23 protein-coding genes are annotated in these 26,251 nt (G+C 71.2%); 9 read left to right on the top strand and 14 right to left on the bottom strand.

Features of this window, described 5'->3' with window-relative positions:
• Positions 1-387 precede the first annotated feature (387 nt).
• Together MBSD_RS00700 and MBSD_RS00695 are read left to right on the top strand one after the other, a co-directional pair.
• Positions 388-849, top strand: coding sequence for a (2Fe-2S)-binding protein (locus MBSD_RS00700; protein WP_062534102.1), 462 nt, complete (start codon positions 388-390; stop codon positions 847-849).
• Entirely contained in the window at positions 846-3,071 is a 2,226-nt protein-coding gene (locus MBSD_RS00695; RefSeq protein WP_082306401.1) for a xanthine dehydrogenase family protein molybdopterin-binding subunit, read from the top strand. The genes MBSD_RS00700 and MBSD_RS00695 overlap by 4 nt, the downstream gene beginning before the upstream one ends.
• Before the next feature lie 279 nt (positions 3,072-3,350).
• On the opposite strand, the gene MBSD_RS00690 is transcribed toward MBSD_RS00695, so the two are convergent.
• Positions 3,351-4,535, bottom strand: a complete 1,185-nt coding sequence (locus MBSD_RS00690) for a putative peptide maturation dehydrogenase (RefSeq protein ID WP_062534099.1) — start codon at positions 4,533-4,535, stop codon at positions 3,351-3,353.
• An 89-nt stretch (positions 4,536-4,624) separates the two neighbouring features.
• On the opposite strand from MBSD_RS00690, the gene MBSD_RS00685 reads away from it, so the two are divergent.
• On the top strand, positions 4,625-4,954 hold the full coding sequence (locus tag MBSD_RS00685; RefSeq protein WP_187300520.1) for an NHLP-related RiPP peptide: 330 nt from the start codon (positions 4,625-4,627) through the stop codon (positions 4,952-4,954).
• A gap of 210 nt (positions 4,955-5,164) precedes the next feature.
• Complete coding sequence (locus MBSD_RS15945) at positions 5,165-5,458, top strand: NHLP-related RiPP peptide (RefSeq protein ID WP_082306400.1); 294 nt, start codon at positions 5,165-5,167, stop codon at positions 5,456-5,458.
• A gap of 3 nt (positions 5,459-5,461) precedes the next feature.
• Here the strand turns inward: MBSD_RS15945 and MBSD_RS00675 are convergent, their stop codons facing one another.
• From MBSD_RS00675 to aceB, 4 genes are all read right to left on the bottom strand, one after another.
• Positions 5,462-8,110, bottom strand: coding sequence for a putative peptide modification system cyclase (locus tag MBSD_RS00675; RefSeq protein WP_062534096.1), 2,649 nt, complete (start codon positions 8,108-8,110; stop codon positions 5,462-5,464).
• A gap of 278 nt (positions 8,111-8,388) precedes the next feature.
• Positions 8,389-9,423 carry a GGDEF domain-containing protein gene (locus tag MBSD_RS00670; protein ID WP_062534095.1) on the bottom strand — a complete coding sequence of 345 codons (1,035 nt, stop codon included), beginning with the start codon at positions 9,421-9,423 and terminating at the stop codon, positions 8,389-8,391.
• Positions 9,424-9,761: 338 nt separating this feature from the next.
• A complete protein-coding gene (aceA, locus tag MBSD_RS00665; RefSeq protein ID WP_062534093.1) occupies positions 9,762-11,066 on the bottom strand; it encodes an isocitrate lyase in 1,305 nt (434 codons plus the stop codon).
• A gap of 99 nt (positions 11,067-11,165) precedes the next feature.
• The gene (gene aceB, locus MBSD_RS00660; RefSeq protein ID WP_062534183.1) at positions 11,166-12,752 is read right to left on the bottom strand and encodes a malate synthase A; all 1,587 of its coding nucleotides are present in this window, start codon (positions 12,750-12,752) and stop codon (positions 11,166-11,168) included.
• 125 nt (positions 12,753-12,877) lie between these two features.
• Here aceB and MBSD_RS00655 point away from each other — a divergent pair, with 125 nt between their 5' ends.
• From MBSD_RS00655 to MBSD_RS00640, 4 genes are read left to right on the top strand one after another with little or no spacing between them, the layout of a single operon-like run.
• Positions 12,878-13,918: a LysR family transcriptional regulator gene (locus MBSD_RS00655; RefSeq protein WP_062534091.1), complete on the top strand. Its 1,041-nt coding sequence runs from the start codon at positions 12,878-12,880 to the stop codon at positions 13,916-13,918.
• Between the two features lie 48 nt (positions 13,919-13,966).
• Positions 13,967-15,124, top strand: coding sequence for an ABC transporter permease (locus tag MBSD_RS00650; RefSeq protein ID WP_062534089.1), 1,158 nt, complete (start codon positions 13,967-13,969; stop codon positions 15,122-15,124).
• Complete coding sequence (locus MBSD_RS00645) at positions 15,121-15,828, top strand: ABC transporter ATP-binding protein (protein ID WP_062534087.1); 708 nt, start codon at positions 15,121-15,123, stop codon at positions 15,826-15,828. Before MBSD_RS00650 ends, MBSD_RS00645 begins: the two co-directional genes overlap by 4 nt.
• A complete protein-coding gene (locus MBSD_RS00640; RefSeq protein ID WP_062534085.1) occupies positions 15,825-16,823 on the top strand; it encodes an HlyD family secretion protein in 999 nt (332 codons plus the stop codon). The genes MBSD_RS00645 and MBSD_RS00640 overlap by 4 nt, the downstream gene beginning before the upstream one ends.
• A 76-nt stretch (positions 16,824-16,899) precedes the next feature.
• Here the strand turns inward: MBSD_RS00640 and MBSD_RS00635 are convergent, their stop codons facing one another.
• The 9 genes from MBSD_RS00635 to MBSD_RS00595 all read right to left on the bottom strand — a co-directional run bounded on the left by MBSD_RS00635 (position 16,900) and on the right by MBSD_RS00595 (position 23,204).
• Positions 16,900-17,499, bottom strand: a complete 600-nt coding sequence (locus tag MBSD_RS00635) for a lysophospholipid acyltransferase family protein (RefSeq protein ID WP_062534083.1) — start codon at positions 17,497-17,499, stop codon at positions 16,900-16,902.
• Positions 17,496-17,918 carry an alternative ribosome rescue aminoacyl-tRNA hydrolase ArfB gene (gene arfB / locus MBSD_RS00630; protein ID WP_062534081.1) on the bottom strand — a complete coding sequence of 141 codons (423 nt, stop codon included), beginning with the start codon at positions 17,916-17,918 and terminating at the stop codon, positions 17,496-17,498. Before arfB ends, MBSD_RS00635 begins: the two co-directional genes overlap by 4 nt.
• A 76-nt stretch (positions 17,919-17,994) precedes the next feature.
• A complete protein-coding gene (locus MBSD_RS00625; RefSeq protein ID WP_062534079.1) occupies positions 17,995-18,444 on the bottom strand; it encodes a hypothetical protein in 450 nt (149 codons plus the stop codon).
• 83 nt (positions 18,445-18,527) lie between these two features.
• On the bottom strand, positions 18,528-19,271 hold the full coding sequence (locus MBSD_RS00620) for a pseudouridine synthase (RefSeq protein ID WP_062534181.1): 744 nt from the start codon (positions 19,269-19,271) through the stop codon (positions 18,528-18,530).
• On the bottom strand, positions 19,268-20,917 hold the full coding sequence (gene ubiB / locus MBSD_RS00615) for a ubiquinone biosynthesis regulatory protein kinase UbiB (RefSeq protein WP_062534077.1): 1,650 nt from the start codon (positions 20,915-20,917) through the stop codon (positions 19,268-19,270). Before ubiB ends, MBSD_RS00620 begins: the two co-directional genes overlap by 4 nt.
• Entirely contained in the window at positions 20,914-21,573 is a 660-nt protein-coding gene (locus MBSD_RS00610; protein WP_062534075.1) for a ubiquinone biosynthesis accessory factor UbiJ, read from the bottom strand. The genes ubiB and MBSD_RS00610 overlap by 4 nt, the downstream gene beginning before the upstream one ends.
• A 34-nt stretch (positions 21,574-21,607) precedes the next feature.
• A complete protein-coding gene (locus MBSD_RS00605) occupies positions 21,608-22,072 on the bottom strand; it encodes a tRNA (cytidine(34)-2'-O)-methyltransferase (protein ID WP_062534073.1) in 465 nt (154 codons plus the stop codon).
• Between the two features lie 54 nt (positions 22,073-22,126).
• A complete protein-coding gene (locus tag MBSD_RS00600) occupies positions 22,127-22,336 on the bottom strand; it encodes a hypothetical protein (RefSeq protein ID WP_062534071.1) in 210 nt (69 codons plus the stop codon).
• 175 nt (positions 22,337-22,511) lie between these two features.
• The gene (locus MBSD_RS00595) at positions 22,512-23,204 is read right to left on the bottom strand and encodes an SDR family oxidoreductase (RefSeq protein ID WP_062534069.1); all 693 of its coding nucleotides are present in this window, start codon (positions 23,202-23,204) and stop codon (positions 22,512-22,514) included.
• A gap of 107 nt (positions 23,205-23,311) precedes the next feature.
• On the opposite strand from MBSD_RS00595, the gene MBSD_RS00590 reads away from it, so the two are divergent.
• Positions 23,312-26,143, top strand: coding sequence for a M16 family metallopeptidase (locus MBSD_RS00590; protein WP_062534067.1), 2,832 nt, complete (start codon positions 23,312-23,314; stop codon positions 26,141-26,143).
• Positions 26,144-26,251: the final 108 nt, after the last annotated feature.

The following is a 26,251-nucleotide window of genomic DNA, read 5'->3' as shown; positions in this document are numbered from 1 at the left end:
CCGGCCAAGCAATACGGCCTCCGGGACCGCCCCGCCACCGACCTCCCCCTCCGTCGCGGGGCGCAAGGTTCCGGATGCCGCTTACGGGTGCCGTGCCCCTCACGCACCCGGACCCCTGCCTCCCCGGTACCGGAGATACCCCTCCCCCTCCCCCGCCTCCGGTACCGGGGCTTGGCACCTTCCCGTTTCGGACCCCGGCCGCCCACCGCGCGATCCGCCATCACCCGGCAGGAGCCCGGGTGCAGGCGACCCCGCGCACCGCCGGAACGCACCCGGCGGAAGCGCCGCGGTGCGGCGATTCCGCGCCCACGGGCGCGACGGCCGCGGTACCGTTGGCACGGCCGTGCCGTCGGCGTAGGCTCGTCGACCCGACGTGGAGACTTGGCCATGCAGCTCACCGTCAACGGCCAGACGCACACGGTGGATGTCCCGGCGGACATGCCGCTGCTGTGGGTCCTGCGCGACGTGCTCCATCTCACCGGCACCAAATTCGGCTGCGGCATGGCGCAATGCGGCGCCTGCACCGTGCACCTCGACGGCGCGCCGGTCCGTTCCTGCGTGACGCCGGCCTCGGCCGCCAGCGGCCGCGCCACCACCACCATCGAAGGCCTGTCGACGGACGGCTCGCATCCCGTGCAGCGCGCCTGGGCCGAGCTCGACGTGGTGCAGTGCGGCTACTGCCAGTCCGGCCAGATCATGTCGGCGGCGGCGCTGCTGCAGCAGAACCCGCGGCCGACCGACGCCGACATCGACGCCGCCATGAGCGGCAACATCTGCCGCTGCGGCACCTATCAGCGCATCCGCGCGGCCGTCCACCGCGCCGCCGATCTCGCGGAGGGCTCCGCATGAACGCGCATTTCGATGCTTCGCGGCGCGACTTCCTGCGCGCCTCCGCCACGCTGGGCGCCGGCCTGGTGATCGCCTTCGTCGTGCCCGGTCCGCTGCGCCGCGCGTTCGCGCAGGAAGGCGCCGGCGCGGCGAAGCCGCTGCCGGCGCCGAACGCCTTCCTGCGCATCGGCACCGACGACAGCGTGACCGTACAGCTCGCGCATTCGGAGATGGGGCAGGGCATCTGGACCGTGCTGCCGATGCTGGTCGCCGAGGAACTGGGTTGCGACTGGACGAAGATCCGCGCCGAACACGCGCCGGCGGCGCCCGCCTACGCGCACACCGCCTACGGCATGCAGATGACCGGCGGCTCGACCACCACCTGGTCGGAATTCGACCGCTACCGCCAGGTCGGCGCGCTGGCGCGCGAGCTGCTGGTGCAGGCGGCGGCGCAGCGGTGGGGCGTCAAGCCCGCCGACTGCCGCGTCGACAACGGCGCGGTGCGCGCCGGCACGCACAGCGCGCGCTTCGGCGAGCTGGCCGACGCCGCGGCCAAGCTGCCGACGCCGAAGTCGGTGGCGCTGAAACCGCGCGAGGACTGGCGATTGCTCGGCAAGCCGACGCGGCGCATCGATACGCCGGAGAAGATCACCGGCCGTGCGCGCTTCGGCATCGACGCGCTGCCGGAAGGCGTGCTGATCGCGCTGGTCGCGCGCTCGCCGACCTTCGGCGGCACGGTGAAGTCGTTCGACGACAAGGCCGCGCGCGCCGTGCCCGGCGTGCGCGACGTGGTGCAGGTGCCGAGCGGCGTCGCCGTCGTCGCCGACCACTTCTGGGCGGCGAAGAAGGGCCGCGATGCGCTGAAGATCGAGTGGGACGCCGGCAAGAACGCCGACCTCGACAGCGACGCGCTGATGGCGCGCTACCGCGAGCTGGCGCTGCAGCCCGGCACGCCGGTGGCCAGCGCGGGCGACGCCGCCGGCACGCTCGCCGCCGCGCCGCAGCGCATCGTCGCGCAGTACGAGCTGCCCTATCTCGCGCACGCGACGATGGAGCCGATGAACTGCACGGTGCGTCTCGGCGACGACCGCTGCGACATCTGGGTCGGCACGCAATTCCAGGGCCTCGACCAGCCGAACGCGGCCAAGGCCGCCGGCCTGAAACCGGAGCAGGTGTTCATCCACACCATGTTCCTCGGCGGCGGCTTCGGCCGGCGCGCCAATCCGCAATCGGACTTCGTGGTCGAGGCGGTGCACGTCGCCAAGGCGGCGAAGAAGCCGGTCAAGGTGATCTGGACGCGCGAGGACGACATGCACGGCGGCTGGTACCGGCCGATGTTCCTGCATCGTTTCGAGGCGGCGCTGGACGGCGACGGCATGCCGAGCGCGTGGCACAACGTGATCGTCGGCCAGAGCATCCTCGCCGGCACGCCGTTCGCGGCATCGGTGAAGAACGGCGTCGACAACGCCTCGGTCGAGGGCGCCGGCGACTCGCCGTATCTCAAGGCGATCGCCAACCACGCCGTCGAGCTGCACTCGCCCGAGGTCGGCGTGCCGGTGCTGTGGTGGCGCTCGGTCGGCCACACGCACACCGCGTTCGCGGTGGAGAGCTTCGTCGACGAACTCGCGCATGCCGCCGGCTTGGATCCGCTGGCCTATCGCCGCAAGCTGCTCGCCGACGCCGGCGCGACGCGCCACCTCGGCGTGCTGAACAAGGCCGCGGACGCGTTCCGCTGGGACCGCCCGCTGCCGGAAGGCCACGCCAAAGGCATCGCCGTGCACGCATCCTTCGGCAGCTTCGTCGCCGAAGCGGTCGAGGCCTCGGTGGTCGACGGCAAGCCGCGCGTGCACCGCGTGGTATGCGCGGTCGACTGCGGCACGGCGCTCAACCCGGAGACGGTGCGGGCGCAGATGGAGAGCGGCATCGTCTTCGGCTTGTCCGCCGCGCTGTACGGCGCGATCACGCTGAAGGACGGCAAGGTGCAGCAGGGCAACTTCGACACCTACCCGGTGCTGCGCATCGACGCGATGCCGAAGATCGAAGTGCACATCGTCGACAGCGGCGAGAAGATGGGCGGCATCGGCGAACCCGGCACGCCGCCGATCGCGCCCGCGCTGTGCAACGCGCTGTTCGCCGCCACCGGCAAGCGCGTGCGCGCGCTGCCGATCGACCTCGCCAAGGCCGAAGCCCCGGCCCCGCTGACGCCGCCGGCGCCGGCGGCCAGCGCGGGGGCGGCCGGGTAACGCGTCGCGAACGTCACATCTCGGCCTGTCGCTCCCTCCCCCGCACTCAGGGGAGGGAGCGAGCCTCGCGATTCATCGCGCCGGGGCGACGCGTCGATACTGGACGCCTAGATCAAGGACCCAAGGTTGCTGCGGACAACTCCCTCTCCCCAGCTGGGAGGGAAAAGCTGGGCGTCGTCGCGAGACGCGGTGCTGTCGCGCCTCGCGAGCAACTCACTGTCAGTCGCGTGTCACCCGCCGCGCGGTCTGTCGTCGGCTGCCGTCACGCGCATCCGCGCCTCAACCGGTGCCGCCCGGCCACATCGCGCCGAGCGGATCCAGCTCGATGGTGGTGCGCTGCGCGGCGCGCGGGCCGAAGCCGCACACGGCGAGAGGGCCTTCCTCCATCGGCTCCAGGCCGAACGCCTGCTCGATGTCCACCTCGTTGATCGCGGCGGTGATGAAGGCGCCCAGCCGCAGTTCGGTGGCGGCGAGGTAGAGCGTCTGCGAAAGGTGGCCGGCGTCGAGGATCACCGCGCGGTAGGCCTTGGCGTGGTTGCGGTACTTCCAGAAGTTGCGGCGGAAGCGGCTGGCGAGGATCACCTGCACGTGCGCCTCGGCGTAGTACGCCTGCGCGGCGACGAAGCGGCGCGCGCAGTAGGCGGCGGCGTCCGGCGCCAGCGCCTCGATCGGTTCCAGCGCGTGGTCGACCGGATGGTAGTGGTACAGGCCGGGCGCGATGCCTTCGACCTGCTGCACCAGCACGTAGGCCTCGGTGACGTGCAGGCCGCCGGCGGACGGGCTGCCCTTCTTGAGGATACGGATGTCCGGCGCGATCTCGCTGACCGCGCGCGCGCCGAAGGCGCGATACAGGCACGTGCCGAATTCGGCCAGCGTCACCGCGCGCGTGCGGTCGAAATTGCGGCAGGTGACGCGCGATGCGAGCAGCGCCTCCAGCGGCGAGTCCGCCGCCGCGGGCAGCCCGAGGCGCTGCTCGGCCGGCGCGCGTTCGAGCACGTGCGGCGGCGGCGGGCCCAGGCGCTCGGCGAAGCTCTGGTCGCTTTCCTCGGCGAAGCGGCGCTCGACCTCGTTGCTGTCGATGCCGCGCCAGCGGCCGAAGCGGTGCGCCACCGCCGACAGCCCGCGCCAGTGCGCGCCGCGCAGCGCCGCATCGCGCGCCGCCGCATCGTCCGACGCCGTCGCCTCTTCGCCGACCAGCAGGCCCTTCGCCAGCAGACCGTCCAGCACCGCGTCCGAATGTCGCTGCGCCAGCGCCTCACGATCCGCCCACTGCGTCGGCGAGATCGCGCCGAGCGCGGCCACCTCGACATCAGCGAGCACCTGCTCGTCGTCCAGATGCGGCGCCAGCGCCACCCATTCCAGCCGCGACACCACGCCGGTCTCGCCGGCCAGCAGCACGCCGAGGTCGAATTCGATCCGCTCACGCGGCTCGATCACCAGCGTGACGCAACGGCGAATACGCATGACATTCCCCTTGTGGACATGTGCTAGCGTAGGCGGCGGCTTCACGCCAGCGCAAGACAGGTTTCATCCAACCCGTCATGGAGAACGCCATGCTCAATGTCACCTTGTCGAAGGGTCAAGCGCTCACGTTGCTGCACGAGCTCGCGCGAGACGATACCTTCAGGGAGCGCTTCGAACGCGCGCCAGCGGATGCGCTGGCGGAGCTGGGGGTCGAGCGGCATGCATTCGATGGCCAGTCAGCTATGGTCGTTTTGGCAGACAAGGCCAAGTTTGAAGCTGCGCATCAGGTGCTGTTGCAGACGGAGAGCGCTGGCCAGTGGAAATGTATGGTGGTCCCCGGGGTCATGCTTGACTTGGCCAATGGTTCCCTCGCGCCAGTGAAACGAGAGGGCGTGTCTGGAGCACGGCTGGGTTTGTAGACCTCGCGCCTTGCCCCCCCCTCGAAACGGTGAGGCCCACTTGGAATGAGGGGTCTCACCCGAGCCGGCGCAGCAACCTCAGCGAATGACGCACGAACCAACGAGTCCGCCGCGGCCATGAAGCCGTCGTAGCAGAACGTCAAAGGGGTGGCGAGTGCCCCACGCTGCTCGCTAGACTCGCAGCGTCGGCAACCAAGGGGGAGGGGGACCATGGCAGACGCCAAGCTGTCGCGCGAGCACGCGCTCGCTCTCTTACACAAACTCGCGCACGACGACGAGTTTCGTGATCGCTTCGAGTCGCACCCGGCTAACGCACTGCTATCACTCGGAGTCCCGCCGAAGACCGTTGCTGCTTTTCCACCCGCAAGCATGGCTCCCCTGAAGCTCCCAGAGAAGTCGCGCTTCGCGTCCCTTCATTCCGAGGTAGCTGCCGCTCCCACCTCCGAGTTTCGTTGCATGAGCGGTCCCAACTCCTGGTTCGGCGGGGCAGGAAGCGACACCTAGGCCCTAGCCGTTCTCAAGCATTCTCGTCGCCACGCGTATCCTTTCCTTCACGGAAGGGGGGTCACCGGCGTTCGGCCACGCTGTCAGAAAATCCGCTAGGGCGGCGCGGGCAGGACCCTTTTGCCCCCTTGCGAGCAACAGCTCTGCTTGCCTCAGTAGCGCAAGATTAGACTGCGCGACATTGAAAGGTGTTGTAGCCCAGGCTTCATTGTATTCAGCGTAGGCTCGACCTCGATGGTTCGAGAGCCACCGCGCTTCGCTCAAAGCGGAGTCGCTCTGACCCGCGTCTGCGTATGCGTCCATGAGCGCGACATGGGTTACGTACAGCTCCTTGCCGTCAATCTCTTCCTTTAGCACCTTCACCGCCTCATCCGCATGACCCTTCGCCCGTAGCACTTCTGCGTGCGCTACTGCAAACATCTTCCCGAGCACTGGGTAGTCTCCTGTTATCGCGTCCTCGCGCGCGTGAGCGAGGATGTCGTCCGCTCCTTTCACTTTGCCATTGCGCGCGTTGAGATATATGTGCCATAGCCTTTGAAACAGAATACTTGCGTGCCCCAGAGCGTTGGCTCGTGTATTGGTCACATTGTGCGGTGCAAATTTCGACGCAGGCCCTTTCTCCAGTACAGTCGAAAGCAGGGGGGCAAGCGAAAGCCCGATGTTTTCGAATCTCGATACCTGCGCCGCGTCGATATCAGCAGCTTGCCGTTTAGCAGCATTGAGTTGTTCACCCGCCACAGCCCAGTTGCCACTATCTATCGCAATACTTATGCGCATCACACTGGCGTCAATGTCGTCACTGGCTATGCCAGACTGCTTTGCCCGCTTGAGTGCCTTCTCGGCTTCGTCAAACTTTCGTTGAGCTGCATAGCCAGCCGCCACGTATTCTGTTCGGACCCATCCTTCGGATTCAGCGATCGCAAAATAATCTATGGCCCGTGGGTATTGTTCCTCTCCCAACGCCAATACCCCGAGCATAAAATCGCTGTTCACCCTATTGGGATTTCGCGGAGACGCCGATCGGGCTATAGCATTGGCCGCGGCTTGAAAGTCATTTGCATACATCCAAGCGAAGTAGCCATACCGGCCACTGGCAACAAACAGGTCTGGATATAAGTCTGCAAGTAACTTCCACTTCTGCATTGCTTCGCGCGCAGACGTGTAGCTTGACAACCAAGCTTCCACCATAAGGCGGTCGCGAGAACCCAATCTGTCTCCCAGCGTTTCTGCTGTCCGCAGCTGGTTTAGTGCCGCATCACGCATGTTTGCGTCGAACAGAGTACTTGCTAAATCGATGCGAGCCCGAGCAAAGTCTGGGTCGATCTTTAGAGCTTGCTCGAAGAATGCAAGTGCGTCCTTGAAGTTGCTAGTGGCCTTCGCATGAATACCCAGCGAGTATGCGCGCAGCGCATCGAGGTTCGCTGTGACGACTTTGTCTAGCGGCTGTGACTCCTTGGAAATTGAGGCCAAGGTCTCGCCGAGCCGGCCTCGTAGTTCCTGTCCAACTTTGTCAAGTGAAGGTACCACCGAGGAAGCACCCATGCCCTCGGCTGATACCAAATACACCGTCGCCTGTGAGTTGGGATCGATCACCTCCGCCGTCACCCGCAGCTTGCCGTTGATCTCCGCCAGTGTCGGCAGCACCAGGGCGCGCGCGCCGTCGCGCAGGGCGATTTCAGAGCCGACACTGCGGTCGACCACCGTCTTCGCGGGATCGCGCTCCATGCGCTGCAGGGTTTCCTGCACCTTCAACTCGGGCAGCACGTTGACGTAGCGCGACTGCTCCAGGCTGATGCGCAACGCGGTTTCGACCGATTGGTCGAAGGTGCTGTTGCCGGTGAGGTTCTGCAGGTCGCCCACCACCACCCAGTCGCGCGCGGCGAAGGCGAGTGCGGGTTCGCTGCGCGTGGACATCCAGGCGGGGATGGCGATGGCGACGGCGAGCATCGCCGCTTCGGCGGCGAGCACGGCGGGGCGGCGCCACCACGGCAGGAGGCGCTTGGCCGTACGACTGCCGCGCGGGGCGCGGAAGGCGGCGACGCCTTCCTCGCCGACCTCGTGCACTTCGACGGCTTCGGGCAGGCCCTTGAACAGGTAGCGGCCGAGCGCGCGCCAGCGCACGTGCGCGGCGCAGTCGCCGAGTTCGCCGTGGGCGCGATGGGCGATGGAGGCGGCGGCGGCGGTCAGCAGGATCTGCCGCGGCTGCGCCAGTTGCGCCAGGCGCGCGGCCATCGGCTTGGCGAGGCCCTCGATCTCGATCGGCTTGGCGCCGCGGGCGACGTCCTCCGGCGAGTTCTCCCACACCACCACGTCGCCCATGTGGATGCCGACGCGCGCGCGCACCACCACGCCTTCGGCGGCGCTGAGGTGCTTCAGGCCGCGCTGGTAGTCGAGCGCGAAGGCGACGGCGTGGATCGGCCGCTCGAACAGCAGCAGGAAGCCGTCGGTCTTGTCGATCTCGCGGCCGTGGTGCTGTTCGAGCAGCGCGCGCGCGAGGCGGTCGTGCTTGCGCACCAGTTGCGCGGCCTGCTGGTCGCCGAGCTTTTCCACCAGCGCGGTGGAGTCGGCGATGTCGCACACCACGAGGGTACGCAGCAGCGGCGGATTGAGGGTGGCGGGGGCGGGCGCGTCTGCAGGGGAGTGAACGTCCATCTCGCGATTTTCCTCCGGCGCGCTCGGCCGACATCCCGCGGAGCGCGCCCTCTTGCGCATCAGCGCGCGGGTTCCTGTCCCCCTCTCCCGGACGGGCAGAGGGCCGGGGCGAGAGCGCGCCGTCCGCAGGACGGCGGGTGCAATGCGAAGCGCGCGCTGCGCGCGTCCCCCTCGCCCTTGCCTCTCGCCGGCGGGAAATGAGAAAAGCCGCGTGACCTCGGGTGCCGCATCATGCGATCGCGTGCGCGCCCCTCATCCGCCTCATGCAACATCGCGGCCTACGGCAGCACGTGCCAGCCGTCGCCGCCCGAACCTTTCACGTGGTAGAGCGCGCAGTCGGCGTCGCTGTACCACACCGACCAGGCGCTCTCGTCGCGGCACAGGCTGCCGCCGACGCTGACCGTGACCTTCAGGCTGCGCGGCGCATGCGGGAAGCGCAGCTGGCGCGCGGCTTCGCTGATCAGCGCGGCGCGCTCGGCCAGTTCGCGGCGGTCGCGCACCTGCACCAGCAGCGCGAATTCGTCGCCGCCCAGGCGGCAGGGCAGGTCGACCGGCGCGGAGGCGGCCTGCAGCTCCTGCGCCACCGCGCGCAGCACGCCGTCGCCGGTGAGGTGGCCGTAGTGGTCGTTGATCTGCTTGAAGTCGTCGAGGTCGACCAGCAGCAGGCCGAACTGGCGCTCGGGATCGCGCAGCTCGTTCAGCCGCTCGAGGTGGCGGTACAGGCCGCGGCGGTTGCACAGGCCGGTGAGGTCGTCGGTGCGGATCTGGCGCTGCGCGAGCGTGAGCTGGTCCTGCGTCTGGCGCAGCGAATCCAGCGTGAGCATCAGATCTTCGTTGCGGCGGCGCAAGTTGGCGATCAACTGCTGCTCGCTGGCGACGAGGTAGGCGAACGAGCGCCGCATGAACTGCGCGACCAGCGCGGACGACTGCCGCAGCACGCGCTCGAAGGCGTCGTGGTCGAGCACGTGCAGCACGCAGGGCTCGGTGGCGCTGGCGCTGGCGACGCGCGCGTGGTTGCCGACGAACAGCGCCAGCTCGCCGAAGTATTCGCGCGGGCCGATCAGCTTGTCGGGCAGCTCGCCGCCGAACTCGAGCAGGATGCGGCCCGACTCGATCACGAACATCGTGCGGCCGAACTCGCCCTTGCGGATGATGGTCTCGGGCGGCGCCACCTCGCGGCGCGTGCCGGCGGCGGCCAGCAGCGCGAACTCCGCATCGGACAACTGGCGCGGCAGATTGGGCGCGAGCGCGCCCGGCGGCTGCGGCAGCGCAGCCGGAGAGTCAACAGCCGTGTCGAACTCCGCCTTGGTCATGTCTCCCCGCCCCCACGCGGCGACCAGACCGGGCGGGCAGTCTAGCAGCCCCCTCCGGCGGCCGCCATCGCGCGGGATCGGCGCCGGATCGGCGCAGTTCCGGGTTGGCGGCGGCCTTCGGCGCCCTCTGCGCCACGCGGGGACGCTCGGGGAGCGAGCGTTCCTCGCTCCGGGTCGCCCCCCGACCTCCCCCTGCCCCGCAGGGGGAGGGTTTATGGCTGGCGCTCGGTTCCCCCTGCGCCGCGGAGGGAGGAGCGCATCGTCGGTGCTTTCCGCGCCCTCCCCCGCAAGGCGGAGGAGGGTTGGGAGCGCTCGCCCGCCGACCGAGCGGCGCCGGCTCAGGCGGCGTGGGCCGGCCGCTGGAACTGCGCTTCCTCGGTCGAGCCGGCCAGCGCCGACAGCGAGCTCAGCCCGCCGGCGATCACCTGGTTGATCTGATCGAAATAGCCGGTGCCGACCTCGCGCTGGTGCTTGGCGGCGGTGTAGCCGTCCTGCTCGGCGGCGAACTCCGCTTCCTGCAGCTCGACGTAGGCGGCCATCTGCCGCTCCTTGTAGCCGCGCGCCAGCTGGAACATCGAGTAGTTGAGCGCGTGGAAGCCGGCCAGGGTGATGAACTGGAACTTGTAGCCGTAGGCGGCGATCTCGCGCTGGAAGCGGGCGATGGTGGCGGCGTCGAGGTGCTTCTTCCAGTTGAAGCTCGGCGAGCAGTTGTAGGCCAGCAGCTTGTCCGGGTACTTCGCGCGGATCGCCTCGGCGAAGCGCCGCGCCTGCTCGAGATCGGGCGTGGAGGTCTCGCACCAGACGAGGTCGGCGTAAGGCGCGTAGGCGAGACCGCGGGCGATCGCCTGCTCGAGACCGGGGCGGGTTTCGTAGAAGCCTTCGACGGTGCGCTGGCCGGTGCAGAAGGCGCGGTCGGCCGGATCGACGTCGGAGGTGATGAGGCCGGCGCCCATGGCGTCGGTGCGGGCGACGATCAACGTCGGCACGTCCAGCACGTCGGCGGCGAGGCGCGCGGCGACCAGCTTCTGCACCGCTTCCTGCGTCGGCACCAGCACCTTGCCGCCCATGTGCCCGCACTTCTTCGCGCTGGCGAGCTGGTCCTCGAAGTGCACGGCGGCGGCGCCGGCCTCGATCATGTGCTTCATCAGCTCGAAGGCGTTCAGCACGCCGCCGAAGCCGGCCTCGGCGTCGGCGACGATCGGCACCAGCCAATCGATGCCGTCCTTGCCCTCGGCGTGGTGGATCTGGTCGGCGCGCAGCAGCGTGTTGTTGATGCGGCGCACGACCGCGGGCACCGAGTCGACCGGATACAGCGACTGGTCGGGATACATCGCGCCGGCGGTGTTGGCGTCGGCCGCGACCTGCCAGCCGGACAGGTAGATCGCCTGCAGGCCGGCCTTGACCTGCTGCATCGCCTGGTTGCCGGTCAGCGCGCCCAGCGCGTTGACGAAGTCCGATGCGTGCAGCGCGCGCCACAGGCGCTCGGCGCCGCGCCGCGCCAGCGTGTGCTCGACGTGCACGGTGCCGCGCAGGCGCACCACGTCCTCGGCGCTGTACGGGCGGGCGACGCCCTGCCAGCGCGGATCGGTCTGCCACTGGCGGGTGAGCTGTTCGGCGGTGGGGAGGGAGGTGCGGTGGTTCATGACGATCTCCGGGGTTGGCGAACTCCCTCTCGTACCGGAGAGGGGTTTTCTTGCCCCCTCTCCCCCGACCCGTCGGGGGAGAGGCGACGGGTCGGCCCGTCAGTCGAGCTGCGCGTAGGCGGGCAGGGTGAGGAACTCGGCGAGCCGCGGCGCGTGGGTCAGTTCGGCCAGCAGCGCGGCGGCGGCATCGACGCGCGCGGCGCCGGGAATGCCGGCCGCGCGCAGGCGGTGCGCCTGCGCGGCCAGCGTGCGGTCGAACAGCGCGAAGTCGATCGGCGCGCCGTCGGCGAAGGCGAGGTCGCCGCGGTGCAGCCACTGCCAGAGCTGCGCGCGCGCGATCTCGGCGGTGGCGGCGTCCTCCATCAGGTGATGGATCGGCACGCAGCCCTGGCCGTCCAGCCAGGCGGCGAGGTAGCGCAGCGCCACCTCGACGTCGTTCTCGAAACCCCGGCGCGTGATCGTGCCGGCGCACGGCGCCAGCAGGGCGTCGCGGGTGACGTGCACGTCCTCGCGCTCGACATGCAGCTGGTTCGGCGTCGGCATGTGCGCGTCGAACACCTCGCGCGCCACCGGCACCAGCGCCGGATGCGCGACCCAGGTGCCGTCGTGGCCGGCACGCACCTCGCGCAGCTTGTCGGCGCGCACCTTGGCCAGCGCGGCCTCGTTGGCCGCCGCGTCGCCGGAGATCGGGATCTGCGCCGCCATGCCGCCCATCGCGAACGCGCCGCGGCGGTGGCAGGTGCGGATCAGCCATTCCGAGTACGCCTTCAGGAACGGTACGGTCATCGTCACCTGGCCGCGCTCGGGCAGCACGCGGTCGCGATGACTACGCAGCGTCTTCAGGTAGGAAAAGATGTAGTCCCAGCGCCCGCAGTTGAGACCGACCGCGCGGCGGCGCAGCGCGTACAGGATCTCGTCCATCTCGAACACCGCGGGCAGCGTCTCGATCAGCACGGTGGCCTTTATCGCGCCGGCCGGCAGGTCGAGCGCGCGCTCGGCGTGCTCCATCACCGCGTCCCACAGCGCCGCCTCCTCCATCGCCTGCAGCTTGGGCAGGTAGAAGTACGGGCCGCGGTCGCGCGCGGCCAGCGCGCGGGCGTTGTGGAAGGTGAACAGCGCGAAGTCGAACAGCGCGCCGGCGACTTCCTCGCCGTCGACGCGCACGTGCCGCTCCGGCAGGTGCCAGCCGCGCGGGCGCACCATCAGCACGGCGGGCGCGGGGTTGAGGCGGTAGGCCTTGCCCTCGGGCGAACGGAACTCGATGGTGCCGGCGACGGCGTCGCGCAGATTGAGCTGGCCGGCGACCAGGTTGTCCCAGGTCGGCGCGGTGGCATCCTCGAAATCGGCCATGAACACCTGCGCGCCGGAGTTCAGCGCGTTGATGACCATCTTGCGGTCGACCGGGCCGGTGATCTCGACGCGGCGGTCGCGCAGCGCCGCCGGGATCGGCGCGACCGCCCATTCGGCGGCGCGGATGTCGCGGGTGTCGGCGCGGAAGTCGGGCAGGGCGCCGGCGTCGTACCGCGCCTGGCGCTCGGCGCGCGCGGCCAGCAGGACGCGGCGACGGGCGTCGAAGCGGCGGTGCAGGTCGGCCAGGAAGGCCAGGGCCGGCGGGGTCAGGATCGCCTCGTACCCGGGCTTCATGCGGCCCGTCGCTTCGACGGCGGCGGGCGCGGACAGGTCCATCACGGCGGCCATGGGGGAAACCTCCAACGGAATGCGTGGAGGCCACCCTAGCTTCGTGCTATATAGATTGACAAAGTGAATGTTTCAAATGAATGCATTGACATTGCCAAATCTATTGCAAGCCAATGAACGACAAGCCCGTTTCCAGTCCGGCGCCGGCTGAACGGCGCCCGCGGCGCCCCGGCAAGGCCCGCCGGCGTGGCGGCGAGCCGCCGCAGGCGGCGCGCTTCTACTACAAGGGCAACCGCCACAAGCAGTTGCGCGCCTTCGTCTACACGGCGCGGCTGGGCACGCTGTCGCGCGCCGCGGAGGCGCTGTACCTGTCGCAGCCCTCGGTCAGCCTGCAGCTCAAGGCCCTGGAGCGCGAGATGGGCGCCCGGCTGTTCGAACGCCGCCGCCGCCGCATCAGCCTGACCCGTGCCGGCGAGGCCTTGTACGAACTGGCGCGGCCGCTGGTGGAGGGCTGGGAGAACCTGGAGCGCGAATTCCGCACGCGCCTGCAGGGCCTGGCCGCAGGCGAGCTGACCGTCGCCGCCGGCACCTCGACCATCCAGTACCTGCTGCCGCCGCTGGTGCAGGCCTTCCGCGAGGCGCATCCCGACGTGCGCCTGCAACTCGCCAACGTCACCGGCAAGGACGGCCTCGCCTTGCTGCGCGCCGACCAGGCCGACTTCGCCGTCGGCTCGATGCTGGACGTGCCGCACGACCTCGCCTACGAGCCGGTCTACCACTTCGACCCGATGCTGATCATGCCGCTCGGCCATCCGCTGGCGGCGAAGGAGGAGGTGCGCCTCGAGGACCTGTCGCCCTACGGCCTGATCCTGCCGCCGCAGCGCCTGACCACCTACCGCATGGTCGACCTGGTGTTCCAGCAGCGCCACGTGCCCTACCACGTGGCGATCGAGGTGGGCGGCTGGGAGGTGATCAAGCAGTACGTGGCGATGGGTCTGGGCATCTCCATCGTCACCGGCATCTGCCTCACCGACGCCGACCGCAGCCGCCTCGCCGTGCGCAACATGCGCCAGTACTTCCCGCAGCGCAGCTACGGCGTGGTGATGCGCAAGGGCAAGTACCTGACGCCCGAGGCGCGCGCCTTCATCGACCTGATCCGCCCCGGCCTGTTCATGCGTCGCACCTACGACGAGCCGGGGCATTCCGAGCGCTGATCCGCGCGCCCGGCCGAAAGCGCCGCGCGCCTCGGGCACAATGGCGGGATGCGCGTCGGCGAGCTGATCAACCCGCCTCCCGGCACCACGCTGCTGGCGTGGCGCAACCTGGCGCACGAGCGCGCGCGCTTGGCGGTGACGCTGGTCGGCATCGTGTTCGCGGTGGTGCTGATGGGCGCGCAGCTCGGCCTGCTGGTCGGCTTCGCCCGCACCGCCTCGACGCTGGTCGACCACGCCGACGCCGACCTGTGGATCACCCCGGAAGGCACCAGCAACGTCGACATCGCCGGCCGCCTGCCGCTGGCGCGCATGTACGAGGCGCGCAGCGTGCCCGGCGTGGCGCGCGTCGATCCGTACATGGTGCAGTTCGCGTTCTGGAAGAAGCCGGACGGCGGCACCGAGAGCGTGATCGTGGTCGGCTTCGACCTCGCCACGCAGCGCGGCGCGCCGTGGGCGCTGACCGACGGCACGCCGGCCGACCTGCAGCGCGACGACGGCGTGATCGTCGACCATCTGTACTGGGACAAGCTCGGCATCACCCGCCTCGGCCAGCTGGTCGAGATCAACAACCTGCGCGTGCGCGTGGTCGGCGCCACTTCCGGCATCCGCACCTTCACGCAGAGCCCGCACGTGTTCACCACGCACGCGCGCGCGCAACGGCTGACGCTGTTCCCCGGCTATCAGACCACCTACCTGCTGGTGAAGCTGGCGCCGGGCGCGGACCGCGACGCCGTGCGGCGCGCGCTGGCCGCGCGCCTGCCGCACGTCGAGGTGTGGACGCGCGAAGGCTTCGCGCGGCAGACGCAGCGCTACTGGCTGATCACCACCGGCGCCGGTTCGGCGCTGCTGCTGGCGGCGGCGCTCGGCCTGCTGGTCGGCATCGTCGTGGTCGGGCAGACGCTGTACGCCAGCACCGTCGACCGCCTCGCCGAATACGCCACGCTGGTCGCGCTGGGCGCGCCGACACGCTACCTCAACCGCGTGATCGTCAAGCAGGCGGCGATCAGCGCCGCGCTCGGCTTCGTGCCCGGGCTGGCGGTGACGGCGGCGATGGCGTGGCTCAGCCGCTACGGCAACACGCCGATGCTGCTGCCGGGGTGGCTGGCGCTGCTGCTGGCGGCGCTGACGCTGGGCATGTGCCTGCTCGGCTCGCTGGTGTCGATCCGCCGCGTCACCCGCATCGACCCGACGATGGTGTTCGCATGAGCGCCACCGTGCTCACGCTCGAGGACGTGCGCGTCACCTACGGCGAGGGCGCGGCCGCGGTGCACGCGCTGAACGGCATCAGCCTGGACGTGCGCCGCGGCGAGGTGACGATGCTGATGGGCCCTTCCGGCTCCGGCAAGACCACGCTGCTGCAGGTGATGGGCTGCTTGCTGCGACCGAGCGCCGGGCGCGTACGGCTGTTCGGCGAATCGCTCGAAGGCGCCGCACTGGCCGCACTGACCGAACTGCGTCGCCGCCACGTCGGCTTCGTGTTCCAGCACTACAACCTGTTCCCGACGCTGAAGGCGTGGGAGAACGTGGCGATCGCGCTGGACCTGCGCGGCGCGCCGCGCGAGACGCTGCGTCCGCGCGCGCTGGCGCTGCTCGAACGGCTCGGCCTCGCCGACCGCGCCGAGCACTATCCGGCCGAGCTGTCCGGCGGGCAGAAGCAGCGCGTGGCGATCGCGCGCGCGCTGGCCGGCCAGCCGGTGCTGCTGCTGGCCGACGAGCCCACCGCCGCGCTGGACGGCGCCACCGGCCAGGCGGTCGCCGCCAGCCTGAAGGCGCTGGCGCACGAACTCGACTGCGCGGTGGTGGTGGTCAGCCACGACCCGCGTGTGCTTCCCTACGGCGACCGCGTGCTCGAACTCGAGGACGGCCGCCTGAAGTCCGATCGCCGCCACGGCGGGAATGCCCACGCATGAAGCGCCTCGCCCTGCTCCTGACCACCGTTTTGCTCGCCGCCTGCGGCGACGGCCGCGCGCCGCCGCCCGACTACGCGCACATCGCCGGCGATACCGTGCACGCCGGCGGCCTGGTCGAACCGGCCGGCGAGGAGCGCGTGCTGATTCCCGAACTGTCCGGCCGCGTCGCCCACGTCTACGTGCGCGAGGGCGAACGCGTGCAGGCCGGGCAGGTGATCGCCGAGCTCGCCAACGCCGACCTCGCCGCGCAGCTCGCCGCCGCCGAGGCCACCGTCGCGCAGCGCCGCGCCGAGCTGGAGAAGGCGCGCCGCGGCCCGCGCATCGAGGATATCCGCGCCGCCGAGGCGGCGCTGGCCGAAGCCGATGCGCAGGCGAAGCTGGCCGCCGCCGAGCGCGCGCGCCGCGAGCAGGTGTACGCGAAACGGCTGATCAGCCGCGAGGAGGTCGACGTCGCGCGCGCCGACGCCGCGGCCGCCGCCGCGCGCCGCGCGCGGGCCGCCGCGCAGCTCGCGCTGCTGCGCGCCGGCACGCGGTCCGAGGACATCACCGCCGCCGAAGCGGCGCTGAAACTGGCCGAGGCGCAGCGCGGCCAGGCCGCGGCGGTGCTGGAGAAGTCGCGCATCCGCGCGCCGGTGTCCGGCGTGGTGCTGCAGCGCGAGCTGCGCGAGGGCGAGACGGTGGTGGCGCTGTCGCCGCTGCCGGTGGCGCGCATCGGCGATCTCTCGCAGCGCTACGTGCGCGCCGACATCGAACTGCTCGACATCGGCCGCGTGCGCGTCGGCCAGCGCGCGACGATCACCAGCGACGCCTATCCCGGCCGCCGCTACGCCGGCACCGTGGTGCAGCTCGGCCAGCGCATGGGCGAGCGCCATTCGGTGTCCGAGGACCCCGCCGACAAGCGCGACGTCAAGGTGCTGGACGCGCGCATCCGGCTCGACGGCGACCCGCCGCTGCCGGTCGGCCTGCGCGTGGACGTGGCGATCGACGCGCGCTGAGCGCGCCCCTCGATCATGCAGCGGCGGTAGGCGGGTCGACCGGACTGGGACGGCACCGAGGACCGACTGCCCGCGCTCAGTCGATGCCGCGGTACTTGCCGCGGTAGGGCGCGTAGAAGGCGCGCAGGCGGGCGATGTCGGCGTCCATGTCGCCCGAGAGCGCGTGCGGCGGGCCGAGGCCGATCACCTTGTCGGGATAGTGGAAGTACACCGGCAGCACCGACACGCCGGCGCCGCGCGCGATGTGCCAGAAGCCGCTCTTCCACTTCGGCACCTTCCTGCGCGTGCCCTCGGGGGTGATGCCGAGCCACAGGCGCTCGCCGGCGCGGAAGCGCTCGATCATCTGCTCGACCACGCCGTGCGCGGCGTGGCGCTCGATCGGGATGCCGCCGAGCGCGCGCAGCAGCCAGTCGAGCGGGCCGCGGAACAGTTCCTTCTTCGCCATGAAGCGCACGTCGGCGCCGATCGCCACCTTGAACAACAGGCCCCAGATGCCGTCCCACCACGAAGTGTGCGGCGCGCCGATCAGCACCAGCTTCGGGTGATCGGGGAATTCGCCGACCAGCCGCCAGCCGGCGCGATGCAGCAGCCAGCGGCAGAAGCCGCGGAAGGCGTTGTCCGGCAGTTTCGGCATCTGCGGCGGCAGCTGCGCGGGCCGCGGCGGATACGCGCTCATTCGCGGCTCCAGTCGCGCGAGCGGGCGCGCTTCAGCTGCCCGCGCTGCTGCTTGCCGGCCAGGCGGCGCTCCTTCGAGGCGCGCGTCGGCCGGGTGGCGATGCGCGCCTTCGGCGCCGTCAGCGCGGCGCGCAGCAGTTCGGCCAGGCGCGCGCGCGCGTCGTCGCGGTTGGCGGCCTGCTCGCGGAAGCGCCGCGCCTGGATCACCAGCACGCCGTCGGCGGTCAGACGGCGGTCGCGCCGCGCCAGCACGCGCGCGCGCACCGGCTCCGGCAGCGACGGCGAACGCGCGACGTCGAAGCGCAGCTCCACCGCGCTCTCGGTGCGGTTGACGTGCTGCCCGCCGGGGCCGGCCGCGCGCAGGAAGCGCTCGACCAGCTCGGACTCGGGAATGGCGATGGCGCGGTTGACGACCAGCATGGGCGGCGGATTCTAGCAGCCGCCCCCGTGCGGGCCGTGGCGGGCGGCGCGGCGGGCCGCCGGCGCCGCGCAATCGTCAGCGGCGGCGCCAGGCCTCGGCCTGCAGCGCGGCCGGCAGTTCGTGCGCCAGCGCCTGCTCCTCGCGCGCGTGGTGATGCTCCAGCACGTGGCGCAGCGCGTGCGCGGCGTCCAGCAGCGCCAGCACGGCGCGGCGACGCGCGCGCTCGCCGCACGGCGGCCGCGCGGCCACCGCTTCCAGACGCGCCGCGTACTTGTCCGCCAGCAGCGCGATGCGCTCGTGCTCGGCGCGATAGACGCGCGCCGCCCAGCGCGCGCCCGCGGGCACGTGCGGCAGCAGCCGCGTCTCCTCGATCTCGATGTGGCGGTCGAGCGCGCGCCGCCAGCGGCGCAGACGCGGCAGCGCGCGGACGAAGTCGGCACCGGCCACGTCGAGCAGGTGCGCCTGCAACAAGGCATCGAGGCGGCGGTGCCGGCGTTCGAAATGCGGGAGCGGCGCCAGGTCCATGCGCCCATGATGCCGCACCGGCGAACCGGCGCGCTCGTCCGGTCGGCCTTGCGGCCTCCCCCTCGCGCACCGCGCGCGATGCACTACTCTGCATCGCGCAAGCGCGGCGCGCTCGACCAGCCGAAGCGCTGGAGGAGGGATCGCCAGGTCGCGTCCAGCGGCGCCTCGAGTTCCATCGGCGCGTCGCTCAGCGGATGGCGGAAGGCGAGCGTCCATGCGTGCAGCAGCATGCGATGGCAGGCGAAATGCTGCTTGAACAGGCGGTTGTGGTCGCCGCGGCCGTGCTGGCCGTCGCCGATCACCGGATGGTGGATGTGCGCGCAGTGCTTGCGGATCTGGCGGAAGCGGCCGGTCTCGGGCTCGGCGCACAGCAGCGCGTAGCGTTGCTGCGCGTAGCGGCCGAGCGCGATCGGCACCTCGACGGTGGCGAGGCGCGCGTAGCGCGTGCGCGCTTCCTTGCGCGGGCCGTGTTCGCGCGCATCGGGCAGCGCGTAGTCGATCGTGCCTTGCGCCGGCTCCGGCCAGCCGCGCACCACGGCGAGATAGCGCTTGCGCACGCCGCGGCCCATGAACTGCCGGCCCAGGGCGGCGGCGACCTCGGCGCTGCGCGCCACCAGCACCACGCCGCTGGTGGCGCGGTCGAGGCGATGCGCGAGGTGCAGGCTGCCGCCGACCTGCGCGCGCAAGCGATCGATCAGGAACGCATCGGCCGCGCCGACCAGCCGCGAGCGGTGCATCGCCAGCCCGGCCGGCTTGTTCACCGCCAGCAAGGCGTCGTCGGCGTACAGGATCTCGAGCGCGTCCTGCGTGCCGGCCGCGTCGGTCATCGCCGCCACGGCCAGGCCAGGGCGAAGGCCAGCGCGCCGCTGAGCGCGACCAGCGCCGGCAGCAGCGCGCCGCGTTCGGGGGCGAGCGTCCACAGCAGGGTGGCGGCGATCAGCAGGCTGCCGCCGAGCAGGGCGCCGCCGATCAGGTCGCGGGTGGCGCGCGCGTCCGCGGCGAGGCGCGCGAGGTCGGCGTCGGCGAGGCGCGTGCGGCGCTCGCCGCGGGTGGCCTGCTCGAGGTAATCGCGCACCAGCTCCGGCATGCGCGGCGCGACGTGCACCCATTCCGGCAGCCGCCGGCGCATCTCGGCGAAGGCGCGGCGCGGGCTGTAGCGCTTGCGCAGGATCTCGGCCAGCACCGGTTCGGCCACCGCCCAGATGTCGATCTTCGGATCGAGCATGCGGCCGACGCCCTCGATGTTGAGCAGCGTCTTCTGCAGCAGGATCAATTGCGGCTGCAGGGTCAGCTCGTAGCGGCGCGCGGTGTTGAACAGCTTGACCACCACCTCGGCCAGCGAGATCTCCGACAGCGGCCGCGTGAAGTACGGCTCGCACACCGTGCGCACCGCCGCCTCCAGCTCGTCGACGCGCACGTGGTTCGGCATCCAGCCGGCGTCGAGGTGCAGCTGGGCGATGCGCCGGTAGTCGCGGCGGAACAGCGCCATGAAGTTCTCGGCCAGCCAGAACTGGTCGGCCTCGGGCAGCGAGCCCATGATGCCGAAGTCGAGCGCGATGAAGCGCGGCTCGCCGGTGCGCGCGGGATCGACCCAGATGTTGCCGGGGTGCGCGTCGGCGTGGAAGAAGTTGTCGCGGAACACCTGCTCGTAGAACAGGCGCACGCCCTTGGCGGCGAGGCGCCTGCGGTCGATGCCGGCGCGGTCGAGCGCGGCGATGTCGTCGACCGGGATGCCGTGCACGCGCTCCATGGTCAGCACCTGCTCGGCGGTGTGCGACCAGTGCACCTCGGGCACGTAGAGGTCGCCGGAGCCGGCGAAGTTGCGCCGCAGCAGGCTGGCGTTGGCGCCCTCGCGCTGCAGGTCCAACTCGTGCTCGAGGGTCTTCTCGATCTCGTCGACGACCTCGTGCGGGCGGATCTTGTCGGCGTTCGGGTGCCAGCGCCGCGCCAGCTCGGCCAGCGCGCGCAGCAGGGCGACGTCGCGGGCGATGCGCCGGGCGATGCCGGGGCGCAGCACCTTCACGACCACCTGGCGGCCGTCGGCGAGCGCGGCGGGGTGCACCTGCGCGATCGAGGCCGAAGCCAGCGGCTGCTCGTCGAAGCTGGCGTACAGCTCCGCGACCGGCGCGCGCAGCGCGCGCTCGACGATCGCGCGCGCCTCGGCGCCGGGGAACGGCGGCACCTGGTCCTGCAGTTGCGCCAGCTCGTCGGCGACGTCGGCGGGCAGCAGGTCGCGGCGCGTCGACAGGATCTGCCCGGCCTTGACGAAGATCGGCCCGAGCTCGGTCAGCGCCAGGCGCAGGCGCGCGCCGCGCGGCAGCGCGCGCAGCTCGGCGCGCGGCCGCGGCAGCAGCGGGCGGACCAGCTTCAGCGGACGGAACAGGTGTGCGGCGTCGACCAGTTCGTCGAGGCGGTAGCGCACCAGCACCACGGTCACGCGCAGCAGGCGCGGGACCAGCGCGAAGGGGGTCACGGACGCTCCTTCGCGCGCGCTTGCAGCCGCGCCAGTCGCGCCTCCAGCCGCTCGAGGCGCTCGCGCGCGGCGTCGACGCCGTCGAGGAAGTCGTCCATCTCCGCGCGCGGCACGGCGAGGCGGGCCTCGTCGCGCAGCCAGTCGGCGCCGTCTTCGGTCAGATGGCGCGCGCCCTCGCGGCTCCAGGCCAGCGCGCGGCGCAGGGCGCGCGCGATCGGCACGCCCAGCACGTCGCCGAAGCTGCGCGCGAACGCTTCCTCGAAATCGGGCGCGAACTGCCTGGCCAGCTTCTCCAGGCGACGTGCCAGCTCGGCGTCGCCGGCGATCTCGACCTTGCCCGGCGGCAGGGCGTCGTCGCCGCGCTTCAGTGCCATCGCCAGCAGGCTGCCGGGCGTGGCGGCGACGCGCAGGTCGGCGTCGGCCGGCGGGCCGACGCGCAGCGCGCCGTCCTGCACGACGAGGCGCAGCGCGAGGTCGGGGCCGCGCAGGTGCACGCCGACGCTGCGCCCCTCCAGCGCGCGCAGGCGCGCCTGGCTGTCGGGATCGAGCGCCAGCGCGCGACCGAGCGCGAATTCGAGCGCGCGGCCGGCGCGCTCGCGCAGCGCGCGCGGGATCAGCGCATTGGGGCCGGGCGCATGGGAGCCGGAGGCGGTCATGCCGCGATTGTAGCCTGCGCGCCGCGCGCGCCGGTCAGCCGGCGCCGGCGAAGCCGAGCTGGCGCCAGGCCTCGTAGACGGCGACCGCGACCGCGTTCGACAGGTTGAGGCTGCGGCTTCCCGGCCGCATCGGCAGGCGCAGGCGCTGCGCCGGCGGCACCGCCGCCAGCACGTCGTCGGACAGGCCGGCGGTCTCGCGGCCGAACAGCAGCGCGTCGCCGTCGGCGAAGCGGACGTCGACGTGGCGCACGCCGGCGCGCGCGGTGAAGGCGAACAGGCGCGGCTGGCCGAGCGCGGCGAGGCAGGCGGGCAGATCGTCGTGCACGGCGACGCGGGCGTATTCGTGGTAGTCCAGTCCGGCGCGGCGCAGGCGCGCGTCGTCGAGCTCGAAGCCGAGCGGGCGGATCAGGTGCAACGCCGCGCCGGTGTTGGCGCACAGGCGGATGACGTTGCCGGTATTGGGCGGGATCTCGGGCCGCCACAGCAGGACATGCAGCATCCCGCCATTATGCGGCCCGCGCATCCCCGCGGATGCTCCGCTCCTTGCCGCGTCTCACGGGCAGATCACGTAATCGCGGATGCGGTCCGGGCAGGCGACCGCGCCGGCGTCGCCGCCACCCGCCGGCGCGGCGTGCGCCGCCTGCGGCTGCGCCGCGGCCAGCGGGCGCACTTCGCTCGAACGCACCATGCCGCTCAGGGCCAGGCCGGCCACGGTCGCGCACACCAGCAGCAGGCTGCGCAGGAAGAACAGTTCGGTTTTCATGATTCGCCTCTCGATGCCGCAGGTCAGGGGCGGCACCTCGGCTATCGCAAGCGCCGTGCCAGCGCATGCGGGGCGAATTTTTGCTTGCGGTTCCGTGTGTTGCGTTTTCGCGCCGCTGTCCGCCGCGCGTCCGCGGACAGCGGCGCGGCGCGGCGGACAGTGTCCGCGCCGCGCCTTACCAGGCGATCGCGCTGCCGTCGTGGCCGAAGAAGCGGCCGCTGTCGTCGAGGCTGAGGCGGTCGATCAGCGCGAGCATGCCCCGCACGGATTCCTCGGGTGCCAGCGCGGCGCCGCTGCCGCCCATGTCGGTGCGCACCCAGCCGGGGCTGACCGCCACCACCGCGATGCCGCGCGGGCGCAGCGCCTCGGCGAGCTGGCGCGTCGCCATGTTCAGCGCGGCCTTGCTCATCGCGTAGCTCGGCGTGCGCAGCTCGACGACGCCGGCGATCGAGGCCAGCCGCGTGGAGACGTTCAGCACGCGCGCGCCGTCGGCGAGACGCGGCGCCAGCGCCTGCACCAGCAGGAACGGCGCGGCGGCGTTGACCGCGAAGCTCTGTCGCAGCGCTTCGCCGGTCACCGTGCCGAAGCGCTCGCCGGAGACCAGCATGCCGGCGTTGTTGACCAGCAGGTCGAGGCGCACGTCCAGCGCTTCGACTTCGCGCGCCAGCGCGGCGATCGCCGCTTCGTCGGGCAGCGCCAGCGGCAGCACGCGCAGGCGCTGCGGATGCGCCTCGCGCAGCGCGGCGAGTTCGGCGGCTTGCGCAGGGTTGCGGCAGCAGGCGAGGACGTGCGCGCCCTGCGCCAGCAGCGCGCGCGCGAAGGCGAGGCCGATGCCGCGGTTGGCACCGGTGACGAGAGCATGCCGCATACGAAAAATTCCTAGACGAAAACGCACCGATCAGTGTACTTCGGCCGTTGCGCCCGCCGCACGCGCTGGCTAGCCTCGGCGCTTCCGACAAGGAGGAGGAGGGAGCCATGAAGCGAAGCCTGAGCCTGCTCGCCGGCGTGTTGCTGCTCGCCGCCGCCGCCCTGCCCGCACGCGCCGCCGGAAGCGACGCGCCGGACATCCCCTACACCCGCTTCCGGCTGCCGAACGGGCTGACCGTGGTCGTGCACGAGGACCACAAGGCGCCGATCGTCGCCGTCAGCGTGTGGTACCACGTCGGTTCCTCCTACGAGCCGGCGGGCAAGACCGGCTTCGCGCACCTGTTCGAGCACCTGATGTTCCAGGGCTCGGAGCACCACAAGGACGAGTTCTTCCGGCCGTTCGAGCTGGTCGGCGCCACCGACATGAACGGCACCACCTGGCTCGACCGCACCAACTACTTCGAGACCGTGCCGACCACCGCGCTCGACATGGCGCTGTGGATGGAATCCGACCGCATGGGCCACCTGCTCGGCGCGATCGGCCAGAAGGAGCTGGACGAGCAGCGCGGCGTGGTGCAGAACGAAAAGCGCCAGGACGAGAACCAGCCCTACGGGCGCGTGTTCGAGGACCTGCAGGCCAACGCCTTCCCGGCCAATCATCCCTACCACCACGACACCATCGGCTCGATGGCCGATCTGAACGCGGCCTCGCTGGCCGACGTCAAGCAGTGGTTCCGCGATTACTACGGCGCGGCCAACACCACCGTGGTGCTGGCCGGCGACATCGACGTCGCCACCGCCAAGGCGAAGATGCAGAAGTACTTCGGCGACATCGCCCCGGGCCCGGCGGTGCCGCGCCCGCAGGAGTGGATCGCCGCGCGCACGCAGTCGACGCGCGGCACCATGACCGACAACGTCGCGCAGGTGCGCATCTACCGCGAGTGGAACGTGCCGCCGATCGGCAGCGACGACCTCTCGCAGCTCGACCTCGCCGCCACCGTGCTCGGCGGCGGCAAGACTTCGCGGCTCTACCAGCGCCTGGTCTACAAGGACAAGCTGGCCGACGACGTCTCCGTCAGCCCGATGCACTTCGAGCTGGCCAGCATGCTGCTGCTGCAGGCCGACGTGAAGAAGGGCGTCGATCCCAAGCAGGTCGAGGCGGCCATCGCCGACGAGTGGCGGAAGTTTCTCGCGGACGGTCCGAGCGCCGACGAGCTCGAGCGCGCCAAGGCCACGGTGCGCGCCTCGGTGATCCGCGGCCTGGAGAAGGTCGGCGGCTTCAGCGGCAAGGCGGTGACGCTGGCCGAGGGCCAGGTCTACCTGGACGATCCGGGCGCGTGGAAGAAGGACTACGAGCGCACCATGGCGGCGACGCCGCAGACGGTGCGCGCCGCCGCGCAGAAGTGGCTCGCCCGCGGCGACTACACGCTGACCGTGGTGCCGGGCAAGGTCGAGGCGAAGGACATGGCCGCCGCGGCCGGGCGGCCGGCCGCGCCGGGCAAGCCGGCGCCGAAGCTGTCGAAAGTGGACGGCTTCGAGGCCGGCAAGAGCGAGGTCGACCGCAGCACCGGCGTGCCGCAGGTGCGGCAGTTCCCCGAGCTCAGCTTCCCGGCACTGCAGCACGGCAAGCTGAAGAACGGCATCGAGGTGGTGCTGGCCGAGCGCCACGCCGTGCCGCTGGTGCACGTGCAGGCGCTGTTCGACGCCGGCTACGCCGCCGACCAGGGCCGCAAGCTCGGCACCTCCTCGTTCACCATGGCGATGCTGGACGAGGGCACCAAGGACCTCGACTCGGTGGAGATCGCCAAGCGCGCGGAGCGCTACGGCGCGGTCATCAGCGCCGGTTCCGGGCTCGACTCTTCCAGCGTCAGCCTGAACGCGCTGAAGTCCGAGCTGCAGCCGTCGCTGGCGCTGTACGCCGACATCGTGCGCAACCCGGCGTTCCGCGAGGCCGACATCGCGCGCATCCGCGGCCAGTGGCTGGCGACGATCGCGCAGGAGAAGACGCAGCCGACCGGGCTCGCGCTGCGCACGCTGCCGCCGCTGCTGTACGGCAAGGGCCATCCCTACGCGATCCCGTTCACCGGCACCGGCACCGAGGACTCGATCAAGTCGCTGACCGCGGAGGACATGCGCGCGTTCGTGCGCGACTGGATCCGTCCGGACAACATGAAGCTGCTGGTGGTGGGCGACACCACGCTGGCGGAGATCATCCCGCAGCTCGACGCCGCGTTCGGCAACTGGCCGATGGCGCGCATCGCGCTGCCGAAGAAGCAGCTCACCGCCGTGGCCGATCCGGCCAGGCCGCGCGTGTTCCTGATGGACCGCCCGGGCTCGCAGCAGTCGCTGATCCTGGCGGGCGATCTCGCGCCCTCGACCAAGGCGCCGAACTTCCTCGAGATCGGCACCATGAACGGCGCGTTCGGCGGCACCTTCACCTCGCGCCTGAACATGAACCTGCGCGAGGACAAGCACTGGGCCTACGGCGCCGGCAGCTTCATCCCGAACGCGATCGGGCAGCGGCCGTTCATGATGTATGCGCCGGTGCAGACCGACAGGACCGCGGACGCGGTGGCCGAGATCCTCAAGGAAGCGCGCGCGGTGATCGGGCCGAAGCCGCTGACCGACGAGGAGATCGCCAAGATCAAGTTCAACGACATCCGCGCCCTGCCCGGCGAGTTCGAGACCGGCGGCGCGGTGATGGGCATGCTGACCAGCATCGAGTTGTACGACCGCCCGGACGACTACGTGCAGACGCTGAAGGGGCGCATCGAGGCGCAGACCGACGACGCGGTCGAGGCCGCGGCCCGGGAGGTGATCCGGCCGGACGCGCTGACCTGGGTGATCGTCGGCGACCTGTCGAAGATCGAGCAGCCGATCCGCGCGCTGAAGCTGGGCGAGGTGCAGGTGATCGACGCCTCCGGCAAGGTGCTGCGCTGAGGCGGCCGGCGGGCCCGCGCCCCAAGCGGCGCGGGTTCGCGGCACGCGTCACCCTCACGATTCAGGCAGAAACGGCTAGCATGGCCGGGTGTGCCGCCACCCGGCCTT

The organism is Mizugakiibacter sediminis (genome assembly GCF_000953855.2).
Classification (GTDB): Bacteria; Pseudomonadota; Gammaproteobacteria; order Xanthomonadales; family Rhodanobacteraceae; genus Mizugakiibacter; species Mizugakiibacter sediminis.
The sequence above is the reverse complement of the archived record's forward strand: the minus strand, read 5'-3'. Positions and strand labels throughout refer to the sequence as shown.